Raw genomic sequence first — 20,454 nt, 5'->3', positions numbered from 1 at the left:
ATGGCTCGCACGTTTTATCTATAGAATCTGATCTGTAGAATTTCGCCTTCAAAGAAGCGCGAGCCGTTTTTTTAGCGACGGAGTGCCAGGAGAATAATCTATTATGAATCACGCAACCCCAAAGATTCCGAATCAGCTTGAAGCCCAGCTGTTTGATAAAAACTCGTTTGTTACCGCCCTCAGCAATCAGCCTTCCATCCCTCTTTACAAAGACACCATCCAGTCTGGCAGAGATATGCTGAACCAATGGTTCAGGAAAAAAGTCAATATTGATCAGCTGGTATACAGTCATACTTGGCTTATCGATCAAATTCTTATCACAGTATGGGAACAATCTGCCTGGGACGATTCTGAACACATCAGCTTGCTTGCAGTAGGAGGCTATGGTCGGGGCGAGCTTCATCCCGGCTCCGATATCGACATTCTGATTCTTCTGGAGAATGACGAGTACCAGACCCACCAGACAGAAATCGAAACTTTTTTGACGACATTGTGGGACATTGGCCTGAAAGTAGGCTCCAGTGTGCGGTCCATAAAAGAATGCGCCGAACAGGCCAGAGACGATCTGACCATCATCACTAACCTGATGGAAGCACGCCCCCTCTGTGATCCTGAAAATCTCAACAAGCAACTTCAGGAAAAGATCAGCGTCCACCATATGTGGCCCAGCAATCAGTACCTTCAGGCCAAATTTGACGAACAGAAGGCCCGACACAAAAAGTATGCTGACACCGCGTATAGCCTGGAGCCCAACATAAAAGGCTCACCCGGCGGCATCCGTGATTTGCACATGCTGGGTTGGACCGCAAGACGTCATTTCGGTACCCAGGACCCGATCAAACTGATGGCTTTGAATTTTTTGACAGAAGCCGAATACGAACAACTCATCCGCTGCCGGGCATTTTTGTGGAAGATACGATGGGCACTGCATACACTGGCCGGCCGGGGCGAAGACAGACTCCTGTTTGACCACCAGCGATCACTGGCTGAACAGTTTGGCTACCGGGACCAACCTGGCTCACTGGCGGTAGAACAGTTCATGCAAAGCTACTTCCGCACGGTTCTGATTGTTGGCCAGTTCAAAGACCTGATCCTCCAGAATTTTGATGACAAGATTCTGAATGCGGACAAACCGCAGACCGTAACGGCTATCAATGATCGATTCCAGATACGCAATCAGTACATTGAAGTTACTCATGACCGGGTATTCGCTGAGCACCCGCCAGCTATTCTGGAAATGTTTGTCCTCATGACCCGCGACCCCGATATTCTCGGCCCAAGGGCTGAGACCATCCGGTTGCTGCGCGATATTCGTCACACCGTTGACAGTCAGTTCAGAAAAGACCCAAGGTGCGCAAAATTATTCCTTCAGCTTTTGCAGGCACCCTATGGATTAACCATCAGTCTCAGAAGAATGGCTCGCTATGGCATCCTTGGCCGCTACCTGCCAGAGTTTGGTCGCATTATTGGCCAGATGCAGTTTGACCTGTTCCACACCTATACAGTCGATGCGCATACTCTGTTGCTGATCAAGCACCTGCGTAGCTTTCGCTACGAAGAAAACAAGCAGCGCTACCCTATTGCCTCTCGAATCATACATGACATCAAAAAACCAGAGTTACTCTATGTCGCCGGCCTTTATCATGACATCGGTAAAGGGCGTGGAGGTGATCACTCTCAGCTGGGCGCCGATGATGCCGAAGTATTCTGCCGAAGACACGGCCTGCGTCGTGTCGATACGAAGCTCATTGTCTGGCTGGTACGTGAACACCTCACCCTATCGACCACGGCCCAGAAAAAAGACCTGTCGGACCCGGAAGTCATTCAGGATTTCGCTCGTAAAGTGGGCAATCTGAACAGCCTGAACCATCTTTACCTGCTCACTGTTGCCGACATTAATGCTACCAATCCTGAGTTGTGGAATGGCTGGCGATCTTCCTTATTGCAACAGCTGTATAGCCAGACCCGCCTGGTCCTGGAGCACGGCATAGAGAATATGCCTGACAATGATGAAAGACTGCAGGACATTCAGCAGGAGACGCTCGCCTTGCTGGCTGATGACAACCTGGACACACAATCGATTCAGTCACTCTGGAACACTCTGGATGACGACTACTTTTCCCGTCATGACCCCCATGAAATTGCCTGGCATACGAGGGGAATTCTCGCTCACCAGGAGCGGCAACCCTTGGTACTGACACGGGAAACAGACACTGACAGGGAGCACGGTGGTTCTCAAATTTTTGTTTATGCACCTGACCGCCCCAATCTGTTTGCTGCAACGGTAGCCGGACTCGACTCCCTGCACATCAGTATCCAGGACGCAAGAATCATCACCTCCAGTGAACAGTTCAGCCTCGATACTTATACCGTATTAGAAGAAGACGGTTCAGCCATAGGTAACAATGAGTCTCGCATTGTGCAGATACAGAGTTACCTGCAAGATATTCTCAGCGATTCGGGGCAAATGCCCGTTGCTGCCCAGAGACGCACCCCCAGACAACTTCGGCACTTCGCCAAAGAACCTCTGATCACCATCAGCAACTTACCCGGCATTAAAAAGACACTGCTGGAGATCAGGGCAACCGACAGACCCGGACTTTTGGCCAGAGTCGTAAGGACTTTCGTGGAACTGGAGCTGCAAGTCCATAATGCCAAGGTTGCTACCTTTGGTGAAAAACTCGAAGACAGCTTCTTTATCACGGATAAAAACCATCAGCCCATCAGTGATCCTGATGTTGCCGAGCATATCTGCCTGACTCTGAAGCAGATTCTGCAACAGGCCTCTGAACAGGATGTCATCCGCTTTCAGAAACCATAAGTTCTTAGCCAGGCCGACCGGGGACTTCAAGCTGTTTATGACTCTTATGTCCCTTTATGGCTGTACCAAAAAACACCGGAGCCAGGAAAGCATTAACAACACCTGCAAAGTGTTGCATAGTCGGAAATATTCTAAATAAAAAACATCTTTTTTCAGTGGCTTAACTATTTTTAAGCTTTTGATTAACAGGTGTGATGATGAAAAAACTATATCTTATCCGGGTATCGTTCAGTTTTGTCATTACTGTGTTGCTCCTGCTGACCCCACCAGCTTCGGTTGCAGAGCATTTCCTACTTGTTTTTCAGAGTCCGCAAACCGTCGTCAGAGTACACCTCTCTGTACCCCTTGATACAGAAGCGAATCAAGCATCGGTAGAGCAAGGATTGCAAGAGCAACCCTCTGGATTGTTACCCAGTGATGATCGTGAAGACCAGAAATATACAACGGTAGGTGGCTTGCCAATTTCTGAACCGGCGCCTTCTCCCCAGGCCCAGCCCTCTGATCTTGCATCAGGTGGTAATGATGAAAATCAGGAACCAGGTGCAGTTGGGGGATTGCCGGTATCTACCGAAAGTCAGTTCACTGATTTGACATATATTATTAACGACGAAGGCCAGAACTCAGGAGGGCTTCCTTCACCCGTTTCACTGCATTTCATTGAACCTGATGATGGGACTGGAGCAACTTCTTCCCTACCCTTAACAACTCAACCAACTGCTACATCGAAAGAATATATCCGTCCACTGCCAACCAAAAGTTCAAGCGTTTCCTCCTGGTTGGAAAGAGTAGAGGATGGCGGTGGTGCATTTTTTTTTGAAGGTTCTCCAGATCAGCTGGATGAATTTGTCGTTCTGTTCGCCAGTCTGGTTGCTACGGAAGCTAAAGAAATGCATTCCTGTCAGCCGTTCACGCGGCTCCGCAGCTACATATGTGACTCGGATGTAAATCCGCGCTGGTATCGGGGAAGGATTGCGGTTCTCACTGAGTCAATCGCTATAGCGGCAGTTACCAGTGTTGGATTTAGTATGGGAATCCCTGCCTTGGGAGGCACATGTCTGAGTACCGGAATCTGTATTCCTCCCAGCATTTTAATGTTAAGCCGTGCCTGGTTTCCAAACCGGTTTCAGGTGAGTTTCACATTTCGATCGAATAATTTACTCATGAGTGAGGAAATCAATCATTTGCAGCAGATAGTGAATTTACTGCAGTGCACAGGAGGCTTTAATCTGGTGTCATTTCATTTCAACGAGCGGACCTCCACCCAGACACTGAGGTTTATCGTCCAGGTGCCTGACACAGTGAATGCTGGCAATCTCCGCGGCTTGCTTGAAAGGCAGAATCAGCAATTAACAAATCCGCTTCAAATAAAGGTATCTGCCATTGGCGAGCCAACAACACACCCTGTTGGTCTTCTGGAAACCAGCCTCTAGAGCACAGATTAACTTTATATCCGTTATTTCGGACTACAGAAGCCTGGTATCAAAACGCTGTAAGAGAGAAGAAATAACATACTCAAAAACCCCTTCGCCAAATTAACAAACAAACTGTTATGAGAAACATAAAAACCACCTGCTCAACTCAAACGCTCTTTATTAAAATTATTATAAAAAGCAGAATACGTGTTTTTTTTGAAAATCTGTATATCTTCACATCAAAATCATTCAGTAGAAATACAATAAAAAAATTCAAAGAATTCAAATACGCCGACTAGAATATGCGACTAGAAAAACATAGCAATTGAACATTGAAGCATAAGCACAAAATTTGATAGCAAAAATAGAGTCCAATCCACCTAAACAGTTGACAACCTGCCACCTTGAAGATTGAAAAAAACCCATAGTCGTATAATTCTCAAAACAACATTAGTCTCTGATTACGGAACAAAACGCACAATAATAAAAGAGTATTACCCGGATCAATCAGTCTACTTTGGGTGCAAGCAAACTCGAGCACAGTCCCCAACTGATACAAGTCTAAAAAGTAGTTCAACACGTCAGTTAGTCAAATATATGGATACTTTTTCCTTCTCTATTTTAAAGTCACCCGGTCAAAGAATTCCCCGAACGTTTCTTTGTTTTTCTTTGTTTTTCTTTGTTTCCTTGTTAGTAAAATTTGTGGACGCCCCTTTATTTTATATTTTATAGACAGAAATATTCTAAATAAAAAGCATCTTTTTCCAGCGGCTTAACTATTTTAAAAACGTCTGGTAATCAGGTGCAATAATGTTTGAGTCTTTAAAAGACACATTATGGCGATTTTTTTATTACCCCTTACAGTTTGCAGACAACACCATCAACAATCATGGAGGAGTGTTTTCGGGCAAGCATTAATTGAATGCATTTTCTGTTTTTTCGGGAAGGCTTAGTTACTCGCCGGGTCTTTATTCTGCCCTGGAGCAACTCTCCCTTTCATTCTTATCTAATTCACTGTGCAGATTGGAAATGCGTTTCCGGCTATTAAGCTGGAGGAGTAATTATGAAAAAACTTTGTAGTGTTAAGGTGTTGTGCAGCTTTGTCGTTGCACTGATCTTTCTGCTGACCACCATGGTTTCAGTGGCCGATAATTACGTGCTTAACTTTAAAACCTCACAAACACACGTCAAAGTATACCTGTCTATTGATCCTGAAACTAACACTGATGGAGCACCAGAAGAGCAAGCCACGGCCACCGGGATGTCCCCCGATGATGTGAGTGGAAGCCATGAACATAAGACAGTTGGAGGGTTACCAATTTCTGGGCCGCCACCTTCTGTCCAGAGCCAGCCTCGCGATTTGACATCGATAGGCAGTGATGGAGACCGTGAACCTGAAACAGTAGATGGCATTATACAGGGACTGCTATCTGATTTGACAATGGTTGAACATGCTATAGATCAGGAACTTGGAGCAACAGGCGGCCCGCCAGTTTCTCCCCAGAGTCAGCCCCTTGATTTAAGATTTACAGGCATTGATTTAGATCAGCAGCCCGGAGCAGTCAGGCGCTGGCCTGCGTCTTCGCCAGTTTCAGTGACTATTATTGACTCTATCGACGCAGCTGATTCCACTTCAGCTGCCCAGCCCTTAACCAATCAACCTGATGATGCGTCGGTGCATTCAGTCCACTATCTGAAAACAGGGAGTTCAATCGTCTATGCCTGGTTGGAAAGAAGAGAGGTAAGCGGCGGCAACCCGTTTCATATTTCTGCCAATGAACTTAAAGCCTTTGTCCGGATGTTTGCCAGTCTGGTTGCTATGAAAGTCAACAAAATGCGAAGCTGGAAGCCCTTTCCACGTTTCAGCACCTACGTCTTTAACTCCGAGGCAAATCCGACCTGGTCATGTGGAAAGTTTGCGGTGCTCTCGACGTTTCTTGCGGCAGCGGCAGGTACGGGCACTGGATTTGGTACGGGAGTCTCTGGATTAGCTTACGGATCTCTGGTCGCAGGGGGGGTCTTTACTCCTCTGTGTACCTGTTTTTTCAGCCATACACGTTTTCCAAACCCGTTTCAGGTGAGCTTCACTTTCAGTTCAAACCAGTTGCTTATCAGTCAGGAAATCTATGATTTTCAGCAAATTGTGAATATTCTACAGTGCTCGGGAGGTTATGAATTGGTATCGTTCAGTTTGGATGAGCTAAACGCCAGCCAGACACTGACGTTCAATGTCCGCGTGCCAGATAACGTGGATGCCAAACAGTTCCAAAACTGGCTGGAAAGTAAGAATCAGCAATTAGCTAATCCGTTTCAGATAAAAGTCTCTTCCATGGGCAAATCCGAAACCACGCTATAGGGCTAAGGTTGAATTTATCCGCAGCCGACAGATTAATCCTCATCTAAACATCCCCCCACTGATTCAAAGAAATCAGCGGGGGATTGTCTTTGCATCTACTTTTTCACGATTTCGTAGTGGTTCCTGCCTGCTTCGTCACAGATGCCAATGAGCCTGCTCAAAAGGCCAGCAGGTCACGTCCTGACGCTCAGCCTATTGTAAGTACCTAACCAGGTACTTAACGGGTGCCTTTTGAAAGAGTTTGGGTGATGGTATTGCCGGGTGGCAGTATATTGCGCTTTTTCAGTACTTTCTTCCTTATCTCAGCTTTGCTCTCTGCTTTTGCGACACCCTGGGAACTCTCACGCGATAAAAAACATCTTTTTCCAGTGGCTTAACTATTTTAAGACTTCTGATTAACAGGTGTGATTATGAAAAAATTTTTAATCATCGAAGCATTGTTCCATTTTGTCACTACAACAGTGTTTCTGACAGCTCCCATGGTTTTAGCAGCCGATGACTACGTGCTTAATTTCAAAACTTCAAAGACTCTCGTCAAAGTCTATTTATCTATAGACCCTGACAGAAAAACCGATGAAGTATCGCAAGCATGCGGGCTACAAGGGCATTCCTTTGTGTTACCAAACGTTGATAACAGTGCGAGTCGAAATTCCAAAAAGGCTGAAGGGTTACCAATTTTTAATTCGCCATTTTCCCGGGTTCACGCTCCTGGGATGACACCCTTTTATAATGATGAGACCGAGGAGCGAGGTGCCGTTGGGGGCCTGCCAATTGCAGTATCTTTATTCGAGCTTGAGTTTGAGTTTGATTCCGATGACGAAGATGAATCCTCTCCTCCAGCTCAACCCTTAACCACTCAACCCGTTGCAGTTTCAACCCATTCTATCCAAAATCTGCAAACTGGAAGAGCCTCGGTTTCCGCCTGGCTGGAAAGAGTAGAGATGGCCGATGACGCCCCGTCAATTCATGTTCCTTCAACCCAGCTCAATGAGTTTGTCCGTGTCTTCGCCAGGTTGGTTGCTATGGAACCAAAAGAAATGAATACCTACCAGCCTTTCACACGGTGTGGCATCTTTGTATGTGACTCGGCCGCAAATAGGATTTGGAAATATGGAAAGTTTGTGCCTTTCTTTGCGTTGATTTTGACAGCAGCAAGTTCCAGTGCTGCATTTGCTGAGGGAGCTCCTATTCTTGCTGCCGTATCCCTGGCAGCAGGGCTACTCATCACCTCTGCCTCTACCTTATTCTATAGTCTTACCCACTTTCCAAATCAGTTTCAGGTCAACTTCACATTTAGCTCGAACAATTTCGAAATCTGTAATTTGCAGCGAATAGCGATCATGCTGAAATATTCGGGAGGTTACGAATTGGTATCGTACATTTTGGACGATCAACACGATAGCCAGACACTGAGGTTTAATGTCCGGATGCCGGACGCAGTAGATGCCAACCAGTTAAAAGCCTGGCTCGAAAGTCATAATCATCACTGGGCCAGCCCTTTCCAGATAGGGGTCTCCGACATCAGCAGACCAAACTATATGGGTGAGCGGGAATCCAGACTTTAGAATTCAGTTTGAATTTATGGGCGGAAAACAGGACGGTAGCACAAAGCCTGCTGAATCCCGTCAGGTACAGGCCGCTGCCAGACGAGATGACAAGAAGCGCATCCTGAAACTGGAAAAAGAACTCAAACGCAAAGACAAAGCACTTGCTGAAACCGCAGCACTGTTGGTTCTAACAAAAAAGGCAAACGCGATCTGGGGGGAGCGCGAGGACGATTGATTCCTCTCCCTGATCGCAAGGAAGCCGTTGCTTTAATCCAGGAAGCTGTTTCACAGGGTGCACGTAAAGTGAAAGCCTGTGCTGCGCTCAACCTGTCGATACGCACGGTTCAGCGCTGGCAAACGGATGTGGAACAGGTACGGGAAGATCAGCGTCAATACGCAGACCGGCGAATACCTGCCAACCAACTGACCAAGAGTGAGCAGAACGAGATTCTGAAAGTCTGTAACAGCGAGCGATTTAAAAGTAAGTCGCCAAGCCAGATTGTACCGACACTGGCCGACGAAGGTGTTTATATGGCTTCTGAGTCAAGCTTTTATCGAGTGCTCAAGGCCTATAATCAACAGCATCACCGCGGTCGCAGTCGGAAGCCCGGAAAGCGGAAGCCAACATCGCATCGGGCCACGGGACCAAATCAGCTCTGGTCGTGGGATATAACCTTTTTAGGGTCACCCATCAGGGGTAAATATTATTACCTCTATTTGGTTCTGGACGTCTATAGCCGCATGATTGTGATTTAGCTGCATAAGTTGAGGCGACATCTACCTTGAAAGTTACCGATACAAGGCGGCCTATTGACAGAAAACAAGCAGGACGCGCCCTACAAGAGGTGTTGAAAAACGACCATAAAGGAACATCACAACCGATCTAAAGAGCCTCGATATCTTTGTTAAAAAGTCTAACAAAATACTTTATTTACTATGGTCAAAGGGAATGACTGGTTAATAGTTGTCATAGTCGGAAATGTTCTAAATAAAACCCCATTTTTTCCATAGGCTTAACTAATTTAAAATTTCTGATTAACAGGTGTAGTTATGAAAAAAATTTCGAGCATCAAGAGATTGTGTAGTTTTTTCACTGCACTCCTATTCCTGCTGACTCCCACAATTTCAGTCGCAGATAATTTCGTGCTTAATTTCAAAACCTCACGGGCACTCGTCAAAGTTTATCTGTCCGTAGAGTCTGACACAAAAACCGTCGCTGATGACCTAACTCCAGCCCCCGGATCACAGGGAGACTACTCTGAGTTACCAACCCATGAAAATACTGAAAGCCAGAGATCTGACATGGTTGGCGGGTTACCCGTTACCGGACGGATCCCTTCTGCCCAGAGTCATTCCAGTGGCTTGACATCGGCGGCTGACGATACGGGTCAGGAACAGGGAGCTGTTGGGGGAGTGCCGACTTCTCCGGCAAATGGTGCGGTTTCCTTACCAGTCTCAGTGTCTTTCTTTGATTCTGATAACAGGGCTGAATCCACCACTCCCGAACAGCCCCTGACCAGTCAGCCTGCTGCTATGTCGAGACGTTCCGCTGAATTTCTACCCACCGGAAGTGCCTCTGTTTCCGCCTGGCTGGAAAGAGAAGACCGTGGCGCTGGTGAACCGTTTGTACATATTCATGAAAACCAGCTGAAAACGTTTATCCACGTATTCGCCAGGCTGGTGGCCATGAAAGCCGACGAAATGTATTCCACCCCGCCTTTCTCCCGGCCTCACTGTGTATCAGACCCGGAAGCCATAGAGCCCGACCGTCAGCTCAGCTGCTTATGTGGTAACTATATATGTAACTCGGAAGTAAATCCGTCATGGTCTTATATGAAGTATGCGCTTGCGGCTACGGTTGTCGTGACAGGGGCTGTTTCAGGAGCTGGATTTGGTATAGGGATTCCAGAGCTGGGAGGCGGATGCCTGGGTGCAGGACTGGTCGCTTTAGGTCTGGAAGGCCTTTTCTTAAGTTATACCACCTTTCCAAAAGAGTTTCAGGTCAGCTTTACGTACAGTTCGAGTAATCTGGAAATCGATACTTTGCAGCATATGTTGCCGATACTGCAATACTCTGGAAGTTATGAGTTGCTCTCATTCAGTTTGAACGAACAAAACGCCAGCCATACATTGAGTTTCAGGCTATGGGTGACGAAGGCTGTGAATGCCGAGAAGCTAACAAAATGGCTCGATACTCGTAATCAGCAATTGGCTAATCCTTTTGAGATAGAGATCTCTTCTATCGGCGAGCAGGCAGATAAGGAGCCGGTAGATAAGGAGCCGGTAGATAAAGAGCAAACAGATGGCGCGCAGGCAGATGATGAGTCGGCAGATAACAAGCAGCCAGCAGATCAGCCAGCAGATAACAAGCAGCCAGCAGATAACAAGCAGCCAGCAGATCAGCCAGCAGATAACAAGCAGCCAGCAGATCAGCCAGCAGATAACAAGCAGGCAGAAGATCGGCCAGCAGATAACAAGCAGGCAGAAAATCAGCCGGCAGATAACGAGCTGATGGATAAAGTCGAAAAGGAAACCGAACTATAGGGCTCATTAACTTTATACAAGGCGGCAGGCCGGGTAGCTTTCCTATCGCAACAATGCATAGCGATAAAGCTGGCCTGCCGAAAGAAAATGAGTTAGACATGTCTCACAGCAGATACTGAAAAACGACCAGAAAGTAAAATTACAGCCTGATTTGAGTCACTTTGTATTTTTTCTCCATCTACAGCTACTCAGCGGGAATGGCTGATTGAGAGTTTTTACATTCAGATATCATCTAAGTAAAAAGCATCTTTTTTCATTGACCTAACTATTCTGAAGCTTCTGACTAAAAAGGTATGATTATGAAGAAAAAATGCCGCAATGCTCAGTTGCTTATTATTTGATCGGATTTCGTTTTGACAGGGAGCGCAAAAGCCAGACACTGATGCTTAATGTCCGAATGCCGCAAATGCCGACCAGCTAAGAGACTGGCTCGAAAGTTATAATCAGCAATCAACCAATCCCTTTCGGATAGAGGTCACCTCTATGATGCGAAGATCTGAACATACAGGCGATGAAAGAACCCGCTTATAGAGCCTGGGCTGAACTGTCTCACTATTGCTGACAGGTAAAAAGCCTTATAAAGCATATCACCAGACTCTGGTGGACAAATGCCTTGCCTCCACCAGAGCCAGATCACTGCTGGACTAAGGTGCATCGATCTGTACAATAGAGCGACCCTTCTTAAAGGAGCCTGATGGACTTAGACGATTTCAGCCAATTCCGGGAAGCCTGAGTCCAACAGACGCCAAGTACCAGATTTGCTATCAGAGTCTTTTATGATCAACGCCTATCACCGTGATACTGAGCAGTACTGCATCACCCGTATACAGACCGATGTGGCGCTTCCTGAAAATACACTCTGGCTGGACCTTGTTGAACTGGACGAAAACGAGGATGACTGGCTGAAACAGGAGTGCCCGGGATTTATAGAAGACGAAGATGCACTGTACGAGATTGAAGCCTCATCACGATTTTTTGAAAGTGAGACAGGTTTTCATATTCGTTCCTTATTCCCTCATCAGGCAGGCCAGGAATTTCGAAGCATCAACGTTGCTTTCAACCTTCGTGACGACCAGTTGGTCACCCTACAGGATGAGCCTACCGCCCTGTTCCGACTGATGAGAAATTATCTGAAACTGCAACACATAAAGGCACGAACACCGATCGATATCTTGATCGCATTGTTTGACACTAAAGTTCAGTTTCTAGCTGACACTCTGGAAGAAGTTTACGAAAATCTCGAAGCCACCAGTCAACATGCTCTTTCTGACGATGATACTGATGTTGATGACCTGTTGAAAAATATTACCCTGCAGGAAGATATAAACGGCAAAGTTCGTCTTAATCTACTGGACAGCCAGCGCTGCCTCAGATACATACTGAAAAACTGCCGTCACAAGCTGGATGACGGACAGGTTGACCAGGTGCGAGACATTCTTCGTGATATTGACTCTCTGACACCCCACACTGGCTTTCTCTTTGATAAAATCAACTTCCTGATGGACGCCACCATGGGTTTCATCAATCTGGAACAGAACAATATCATTAAGATATTTTCCGTAGCCGCCGTGATGTTTCTGCCGCCGACCCTGATTGCCAGCATCTATGGTATGAACTTCAAGGTAATGCCTGAACTCAGTAGCAGTTGGGGATACCCTCTGGCCCTGATTCTGATGCTGGCAAGCGCTCTTGGCACTTATTTTTTCTTTAAACGAAAAGGCTGGCTATAAGTAACCGAACAGAGTAAAGCCTGCCCATATGCCAGGCTTTACTCTCCTCTGCGAAACGTCAGTTTAACAGCAAAAGATTGCTCACCCTGCTCAAAACTGATCCTGGCATTGTGCAGCTCAGCGACCACCTTGACCAGCGACAAACCCAACCCATGACCAGGAGTTGTTCGACTCTGATCAAGCCGGTACAGCCTCTGGAATACCTTTTCCTGCTCTGATTCCGGAATACCTGCCCCCTGATCAATAACTGATACTGAATCCTGATCAATACGAATTTTGACCTCGCCTTTTTCAGGAGAGTACTTGATTGCATTCTCCACCAGGTTAAACAGGATTCTAAACAGCAACTGGTGACTCCCCCGAACAACCAGAGGCTGCTGCACTTCAAGTATTAGAGACTGCTCACAGGCTTCTGCCAAAGGCTCCGCCAGTTCAACCACTTCGTAGCCTATTTCTTTCAGGTCACAACGGACAAACTCAAGATCCCCCTGCCCATATTCCAGTTTCGTGAGTTCAAGCATGGCATTGAAGGTATGCAGGATCGTATCAAGCTCAGTCTGGGCCTCAAGAATATCCTCAACACCAGCACCGCCATTTCGCAAGTATCCATCCAGCTTGATCCTCAGTCGGGATAAAGGCGTTCTGAGATCATGAGCAATACTGCTGGTTACCGATGCAATGGCTTCTACTGAGTCTTCGATCTGCGCAAGCATTTGATTGATATGACCAGCCAACTCATCAAACTCATCGCCCTTTTCAGTGACTTTAACTCTGGCGGCTAACAGACCTTCACCGACTTTTGCAGTCACTTTATTGATAGCGCGAAGACGAGCCAATATTTTTTTTGAAAATAAAAACCCGGTCACCAGTCCTACCAGCAAAACCAATACCATAGCGGCATAAAGTGCCAGAGTGAAACGAGAAGCAAACAGGTTAAAGTCTGAAGAGTTGTAGGCCAGCACCAAGGGACCCCAGCGACTGTTAATACGACTCCCCCGCACTTTCTGGAAGCGACCGTCTCCCAGAACCGAATCTCCCAGTATCCAGAAACTGCCCGTCGCTGGTGACAGGGGGACGGTTTCAGGCAGATAATTCAAATTACCCAGATAGCCCTCGGCGCTTTTAAAAACCACCAGCACTTGCCGGTTATTTTCAGCCATCTGACTTACAACCGCGCTGAATTCACTTTCTGAATGGCTTCTGGCCAAAGATGCCAGAGAATTGAGCTGTTCCAGAACAAATTGATCCTGTCGTTTCTGATAGAACCCCAGACTGTAGTCTTTCACTAACCACAGGGCTGATCCGCAGAGTACCAGGACAATAGCTGTATGCAGCAAGGTATAGCGCAGCAGTGAGGATGCCCGTAACCGACCCAGAGGGTCAAGCCGACTCACGGAGAACATAACCTGCCCCTCTCACAGTGTGAATCAGGGATGCTCCTCCGGCAGTATCCAGCTTTTTCCTCAATTTAGCGACATGAACATCAATAATGTTGCTGCCCGGATCAAAGTGATAATCCCACACAGACTCAAACAGCATGGTTCTGGAAATCACCTGATCCTGATGCTCCAGGAGAAAGCGAAGAAGCTGGAACTCTCTTGGCTGAAGGTTCACCTCAACCCTGTTTTTGACCACACGCCTGGATAATAGATCTACTTCGAGATCGGAAATAACAAGAGTATTTTTAGCTTCTTTACTGTGCCCTCTGCGAGTCAGAATTTCTGCCCGAACCAGAAGTTCCCCAAAAGAGAAAGGCTTGCAAAGGTAATCATCCCCTCCCTGCTTCAAGCCTTTAATGCGTTCATCAACGCCATCAAGAGCGCTGAGAATGATTACCGGTGTCTGGTTTTCAGAAGCTCTCAGTGCCGCCAGCACCTTGAGCCCTTCCATCTGGGGCAGCATACGATCCAGAACAATGATGTCATAGCTCTCGCCTGATGCCAGAAACAGACCATCCCGGCCATTGTCAGCCACATCCACGGTCCAGCCATGCTCCATGAATCCCTTGGCAATGTATTCACGGGTTGTCCGGTCGTCCTCAACCACTAGCAACTTCATATCATCACACCTATTCCGTTCTGACAATGGAAGGGAATCAAAAACCTGATCATTTTTGGGTCACCGGAATCGGCCTGCCAGACTGAAGATCAACAATCACCTTGCGCACGCCTTTATCCGTCAACAACTCAATTTCAAAAAATACAATACCCTTCTCCTGTTCAAGCTCTGCTTCCATCAGCTGCCCCGGAACAATCTTTTTCGCTTCATCAATGGCTTTCTTCAAAGTCATGCCACTGTTCATTAACAGCTGGTACTTTTTACGTTTCAACGTTTTGCTGGAAAGCCTGTCTTTTTCGTCCAGCCAGACCTTTCCCGAGTCAGCATCCATAATTACTTCCAACTCAACGCTGTCTTCAGGATCAACAATGGCAAACTCATAAACCATTCTACCGTCTTCATCATCGATGCCAAATTCGCTGAGATGCCCGGAATAGCGGTCGGAAATTTTCTCAATGGCCTGTTCGGGTTTGATTTTGGCATTTTCGATAGCCAGCTGAAGCAGGACATCCTCCTGGCTTGCCAGAGCAGCGGTTGATACCAGAAAAAGGCCCAGAATGGCCTCTTTTAAAAGCCTCATGACACTTACCTGTATGAAATCAGTGAATAATCGCAAAGGATAGTGACTCTACAATGAAGACCCAATGAGCATAAGATTAACAAAAGTTAATCTTATGCTCATCTCGAATAATGACCGAGCAAAAGTCGGACCGGACTACCACTTTCTGAAATTGAGTCCATACTTCCTATTCATTACAAAAAAATCGTTCATCTCCCAGGATTGAGCATGGACGTCCGTTTCTGACCAGATAACATTCAATCAAGGCAGAACCTTACGCATGAAGCAACGATTAAGTCTTCAGAACATCATTGGTATGGGTTTTATGACCTTCGCCATGTTTCTTGGCGCGGGCAATCTCATATTTCCTCCATTGGCGGGACAGCTGGCTGGCACCCACGTCTGGCTTGCTGCTGCCGGTTTTCTGGTCACCGGAGTGCTTCTCCCTTTGTTAGCTGTGGTCATGATTTCCCGAGTTGGCGGCGGCTTCAACGAGATCACCGGTGAACTGCCACGCAGCATGATTGCATTGATGGGTTGCTGCATTTATATCATTGTTGTCCCGATATACGGTGTCCCGAGAACCGGCCTTGTTGCCTATGAAATCGGAATAATCCCGTTTCTGAAAGAGCCCGACAGCACTTCCAGACTGGCATACAGCATCATTTTCTTTGGCACTGCCTGGTATCTCAGCCTCTATCCGGGAAAATTACTTGAATCCGTAGGCAAGATCATCACACCGGCCCTCATCCTCTTGCTGATGATTCTCGGTATATCTCCCCTCATCTCCCCTCTGGGAGAAGCCGGTGAACCTATGAACGGATATGCAGAAAATCCTTTCTTTAGTGGATTCCTTGAAGGCTATATGACGATGGATGCTCTGGCTGCACTGCTGTTCGGCATTGTCATCATTACCAACCTTAAATCTCACGGTATTACCACACCCGACGCCCTGGTCAGATATTCTGTCATAACGGCCTGTCTAGCAGCTTTCGGACTGGCTCTGGTCTACCTGTCCCTCTTCAATCTGGGTGCTCAAAGTCACGGAATCATTGCCCACCCAGACAACGGCGGCCAGATTCTTTCTGTTTATGTCAACAGACTGTTTGGTTTCTATGGCAATGTTCTGCTTGCAACGGTTGTGACACTGGCGTGCCTGACTACCGCAATTGGATTGATCACTGCTGCTTCGGAGTATTTCTGTGATCTCTCCGGGAAACTCAATTACAAGGTACTTGTGGCGACCATCAGTCTCTCCTGCATGATGTTTGCCAACTTTAATCTCAACCAGATGATCGAACTGTTTATTCCTGTTTTACTGGTACTCTACCCGGTCTCTATTGCCCTGATTCTCCTGGGACTGATCAAAAGCCTGCTACCCAATCCTCAGCTGGTCTACAGAGCCACGCTCCTGGTCACCTTTATACTCAGCCTGGTCGATGCCAGTAAGGGTTTGAACCATCCAATTACACAAAAGCTTCTGGTACCTCTTGAGTCACTACCATGGTACGACTTTAATTTAAGCTGGGTTGCCCCCTCTGTGGTGACTATTGTTCTGACCTGCCTGATCGGGAAACGCGTTACCCCTTCATAGCCTGCTCACAAGGCCAGACTTCTTGGCAAGTCACCAAACATCAAGTAAGCTGCTCGGCTTGCGATAGACTATCGCGGCTACCATTCACTCATTTTATGTAAAAATAAGTAGCTTACCCATGACCCGTTTTCCGGCATTACCCGCGCTTATCCTGGCGATATCCGCTTTGACTGGCTGCCAGGTGCTACAAAAACCTGCTCAAACTACGGACAGTCAAAAGACCTCCAGGACAGAAACCGAGGCGCCCGACTCAAAACAGAAGACAGAAGAATTACAAACTTTTAAACCTTCCAAGCCTCTTCATCCGGATACCATTTCTGTTAAACAGCAACTGGTTCAAACCCCCGCCCGTGTTGGCGGAAAACTGGTGTTGGGTTTTGCAGAGATAGGCACTCTCACAGAATACGGTCTGAAAATGAATGCCAAGATCGATACCGGTGCAGGACGCTCGTCGATTGATGCCAGAAACATTAAGAACTTTGAACGGGATGGTAAAAAGTGGGTTCGCTTTGACCTCCCCAGAACCAGCAAGGGCAATGTCACTCTGGAACTCCCCGTCAAAGACACTGTCTTGATCAAGGTTCCGGGCGGTGAAGAGTCCCAGACCCGTTATGTCGTCAATATAAACGTCAAGGTCGGCGATATTACCCAGAACCTGGATGTCTCACTGAACGACAGGGAAAGTTTTGAATTCCCACTGCTCATTGGTCGGGATTTTCTCAAAGACATGGCCATAGCCAATGTTAGCAAGAAATACATCGCAACCGAGAAAGTCCTGGATACCTTGACCGTTAAGCTCCCGACTGGCGGCAACCTGAGTATCAAGGAACAGATAGACAAGCCTGTCGACGTCAGTGGTCTTGCTTTGTTTGGAGAGCTTGAAGAGGTTCGTATCAAAGGATTCAAGAACCCATTCAAGGCACGTATTGATACAGGTGCCAAAACGTCTTCCATCGATGCAACCGATATTGAATACTTCACAAAAAATGGCGAAGAGTGGGTTCGTTTCAAGATCGTCAATGGTGACAACAGCCGGACCTTTGAGCGCAAAGTCCATCGTGAAGTTTCAATCAAACGTCACGGCGGTCTGGCAAACCAGAGCCGGGTTACTGTCTTTATTCCCATAACTTTGGGAAAGATTTCCAAAAATGTTGAATTTACGCTGACCAATCGCACTGGCTACGAGCATCCGATTCTTATCGGTGAAAGACTCCTGAGCAATACGGCTCTGGTTGATGTTGCCCAGCAAAATATTGCTGAGAAAAAGAAGTGAGGTTTTGAATGAAAGGACGTTTTCAACTCAGTCTGGCGGTGGTCATTTTGATCGCGGCAGGTTTGGGCCTGACTTTATACAAACACTTTGCCCTGGGGTTTCCCTTAACCCGGGGAGAAACTACCACCGTCTGGAGTGTTGAAGCTGAAATACAGTTCAAGGCCGACGGTGGACCCGTCAAGGCATCCCTGACCTTACCCGATCAACAATCCGGCTTCCGTATTCTGAATGAATCCTTTGCTTCTCCGGGTTATGGCATCAACCAGTATGATGATGAAGGACAACGTCGTGCAGAGTGGAGCATTCGCAAGGCCAGTGGCAAACAAAGCCTGTTTTACAAGGTGAGTCTGCATCCGGATCGACAACTGGTGGAACCTCTGGCCCCTCCTGTTGAAGAAAACAACGACACCCTGAAGGCCAAACCGTCCCTGCCGGAACCTTATCAGACTGCAGCAGACTCACTGCTGGAACAGGTGAAAGAACGCTCTGCTGATAGTCGAAGTTTCACAGGCACCCTGATCAAGGAATTTATTGCCCAACAGCCCAGTCAGAATACCAACATGCTGCTTAGCATGATTGATAGCCGTGCTGAGCTCACCAATCTGCTGATCGAGATGCTCTCCATGGCCGATATACCGGCCCGGGTTGTTCGAGGCCTTTACCTCGAAGACGGCAGACGTCGTCAGCCCATAGTAGAGATGCTGGAAGTCTACACCAATGATGGTTGGTTACTCTTTGATCCTGAAACCGGAGCATCCGGAAACCCGGAAAACTTCTTCCTCTGGCAACGAGGTGGTAAATCCCTGTTGGATGTCATGGGTGGCACAGCGTCCCGGGTCTCTTTTTCGATGATTTCCCAGAACGAGCCAACAAGGGATCTGGCCATTGAAACGTCCCGGGCTGACAATGCAGCACTGGTCGATTTCTCTATTTACGCCCTGCCTCTGGAAGTCCAGAATGCCTTCAAGAGCATTCTGCTAATTCCGATTGGCACCCTGGTCGTATTGATCATGCGTATCCTGGTCGGCCTGAGAACATCAGGAACCTTTATGCCGGTCCTGATCTCCGTGGCCTTCCTGGAAACCCAGTTACTGCCTGGTTTGATTATCTTTGTCACCATAGTTTCCATCGGCCTCTGGATTCGCTCGATATTGAGTCAACTCAATATGCTCCTTGTCGCCCGACTGGCGGCGGTGATCATTGTCGTCATAGGCATAATGGGCGTTATGAGCGTACTCACCTGGAAGATGGGGATTACCCAGGCCCTGACCGTGACCTTCTTCCCAATGATTATTCTGGCGTGGACCATTGAGAGAATGTCTATCCTCTGGGAAGAAGAAGGCCCCAAAGACGTACTGATTGAAGGCTCTGGTAGTCTGCTGGTGGCCACTATGAGTTACCTGCTAATGTCCAACCCACTGGTTGAGCACCTGACCTATAACTTTCCGGAGTTGCTATTGACCGTTCTGGGTCTGACCCTCATGCTGGGTCAATACACCGGTTACCGTCTGTTGGAACTTCGTCGCTTCAAGCCTCTGGTTGGAGGTTAACCCATGGAGTTCATCAAACGATTTTTTCGCAGTTTTGCCAGTCCATCCAGCCTCCACGAGGCCGGGATTCTCAGCATGAACATGCGGAACCTCGATTATGTTATCAAATATAATCCCCGCAAACTGCTACCTCAGGTGGACGATAAGCTCACTACCAAAAGGATGGCAGAAAAAGCCAATGTAGACGTCCCTGAACTGCTGGGTGTTGTCGAATACCAGCACGACATTAAAGATCTGGGTACCCTGCTTGAAGAACACAACAGTTTCGTGATCAAGCCCGCCCAGGGCAGTGGCGGTAAAGGCATTCTGGTCATCGTGGGTCGCGACGGTCCACGTTATGTAAAAGCCAGCGGCGACACTCTGGAATTTGAAGACATCAACCGACATGTTTCCAACATTCTGGGTGGCCTTTACAGTCTCGGAGGCAAAAGTGATGTAGCCATGATCGAGAGCCTGATCGTGGCAGACCCGGTATTTAATGATTACAGCTTTGAAGGTGTGCCGGACATTCGTATGATTGTTTTCCGGGGCTTTCCGGTGATGGGCATGCTGCGTCTGGCCACCCGGGCTTCTGATGGTAAAGCCAACCTTCACCAGGGAGCCGTTGGAGTGGGTCTGGACATTGCCTCTGGCAAAAGCCTCAGAGCCGTCCAGTTTGATCTGCCGATTGACAGGCACCCTGACACGGGTCACAGCTTTGAAAAACTGGCAGTACCTCACTGGGACAAACTGCTCAAGTTGACATCAGCCTGTTATGACATGACAGGACTGGGTTATCTGGGCGTGGACATTGTCCTGGATGAGAGGGATGGTCCACTGATCCTTGAACTCAATGCCCGACCCGGCCTGGCTATCCAGATCGCCAATGACTGCGGCATCCAGCCCCGTTTGGAGCTGATTGAGTCTCTGCCCAACTGGACTATGCCTATTGACGAGAAAGTCGCCTTCTCTAAAGAGCACTTTGCGATGTAATTTCCACTACATCAGGACTCGACGTCCTGATGTACACT

15 protein-coding genes are annotated in these 20,454 nt (G+C 47.5%); 12 read left to right on the top strand and 3 right to left on the bottom strand.

The features are described from left to right. Positions 1–103: 103 nt before the first annotated feature. From glnD to corA, 8 genes are all read left to right on the top strand, one after another. Positions 104–2,821 (top strand): [protein-PII] uridylyltransferase, encoded by a 2,718-nt coding sequence (gene glnD, locus ACOMG9_RS11210; protein ID WP_448216970.1) that lies wholly within the window; start codon positions 104–106, stop codon positions 2,819–2,821. Positions 2,822–3,015: 194 nt separating this feature from the next. Then, on the top strand, positions 3,016–4,251 hold the full coding sequence (locus ACOMG9_RS11205) for a hypothetical protein (RefSeq protein ID WP_494530262.1): 1,236 nt from the start codon (positions 3,016–3,018) through the stop codon (positions 4,249–4,251). Positions 4,252–5,296: 1,045 nt separating this feature from the next. Beyond that, the gene (locus tag ACOMG9_RS11200; RefSeq protein ID WP_448216968.1) at positions 5,297–6,589 is read left to right on the top strand and encodes a hypothetical protein; all 1,293 of its coding nucleotides are present in this window, start codon (positions 5,297–5,299) and stop codon (positions 6,587–6,589) included. A gap of 410 nt (positions 6,590–6,999) precedes the next feature. Further along, positions 7,000–8,154: a hypothetical protein gene (locus ACOMG9_RS11195; protein WP_448216967.1), complete on the top strand. Its 1,155-nt coding sequence runs from the start codon at positions 7,000–7,002 to the stop codon at positions 8,152–8,154. A 16-nt stretch (positions 8,155–8,170) separates the two neighbouring features. Continuing rightward, on the top strand, positions 8,171–8,371 hold the full coding sequence (locus ACOMG9_RS11190) for a hypothetical protein (RefSeq protein ID WP_494530261.1): 201 nt from the start codon (positions 8,171–8,173) through the stop codon (positions 8,369–8,371). Then, positions 8,368–8,892, top strand: a complete 525-nt coding sequence (locus ACOMG9_RS11185) for a hypothetical protein (RefSeq protein WP_448216965.1) — start codon at positions 8,368–8,370, stop codon at positions 8,890–8,892. Before ACOMG9_RS11190 ends, ACOMG9_RS11185 begins: the two co-directional genes overlap by 4 nt. A gap of 387 nt (positions 8,893–9,279) precedes the next feature. Next, complete coding sequence (locus ACOMG9_RS11180; protein ID WP_494530260.1) at positions 9,280–10,680, top strand: hypothetical protein; 1,401 nt, start codon at positions 9,280–9,282, stop codon at positions 10,678–10,680. A 776-nt stretch (positions 10,681–11,456) separates the two neighbouring features. Continuing rightward, positions 11,457–12,410 carry a magnesium/cobalt transporter CorA gene (gene corA / locus ACOMG9_RS11175; protein ID WP_317141697.1) on the top strand — a complete coding sequence of 318 codons (954 nt, stop codon included), beginning with the start codon at positions 11,457–11,459 and terminating at the stop codon, positions 12,408–12,410. A gap of 38 nt (positions 12,411–12,448) precedes the next feature. Here the strand turns inward: corA and ACOMG9_RS11170 are convergent, their stop codons facing one another. From ACOMG9_RS11170 to ACOMG9_RS11160, 3 genes are read right to left on the bottom strand one after another with little or no spacing between them, the layout of a single operon-like run. Beyond that, entirely contained in the window at positions 12,449–13,813 is a 1,365-nt protein-coding gene (locus ACOMG9_RS11170) for a HAMP domain-containing sensor histidine kinase (RefSeq protein ID WP_448216963.1), read from the bottom strand. Continuing rightward, a complete protein-coding gene (locus ACOMG9_RS11165) occupies positions 13,791–14,468 on the bottom strand; it encodes a winged helix-turn-helix domain-containing protein (protein ID WP_422137892.1) in 678 nt (225 codons plus the stop codon). The genes ACOMG9_RS11170 and ACOMG9_RS11165 overlap by 23 nt, the downstream gene beginning before the upstream one ends. 49 nt (positions 14,469–14,517) lie before the next feature. Then, complete coding sequence (locus ACOMG9_RS11160; RefSeq protein WP_448216962.1) at positions 14,518–15,048, bottom strand: PepSY domain-containing protein; 531 nt, start codon at positions 15,046–15,048, stop codon at positions 14,518–14,520. Between the two features lie 259 nt (positions 15,049–15,307). Between ACOMG9_RS11160 and brnQ the strand changes: the two genes are divergently transcribed. From brnQ to ACOMG9_RS11140, 4 genes are all read left to right on the top strand, one after another. Further along, a complete protein-coding gene (brnQ, locus tag ACOMG9_RS11155) occupies positions 15,308–16,621 on the top strand; it encodes a branched-chain amino acid transport system II carrier protein (protein ID WP_448216961.1) in 1,314 nt (437 codons plus the stop codon). Between the two features lie 118 nt (positions 16,622–16,739). Beyond that, a complete protein-coding gene (locus ACOMG9_RS11150) occupies positions 16,740–17,894 on the top strand; it encodes an ATP-dependent zinc protease family protein (RefSeq protein ID WP_448216960.1) in 1,155 nt (384 codons plus the stop codon). 8 nt (positions 17,895–17,902) lie between these two features. Next, the gene (locus tag ACOMG9_RS11145; protein ID WP_448216959.1) at positions 17,903–19,444 is read left to right on the top strand and encodes a UUP1 family membrane protein; all 1,542 of its coding nucleotides are present in this window, start codon (positions 17,903–17,905) and stop codon (positions 19,442–19,444) included. Positions 19,445–19,447: 3 nt separating this feature from the next. After that, entirely contained in the window at positions 19,448–20,416 is a 969-nt protein-coding gene (locus tag ACOMG9_RS11140) for an alpha-L-glutamate ligase-like protein (RefSeq protein ID WP_422409518.1), read from the top strand. Positions 20,417–20,454: the final 38 nt, after the last annotated feature.

Source organism: Endozoicomonas sp. PH6C, from assembly GCF_059322965.1.
The sequence above is the reverse complement of the archived record's forward strand: the minus strand, read 5'-3'. Positions and strand labels throughout refer to the sequence as shown.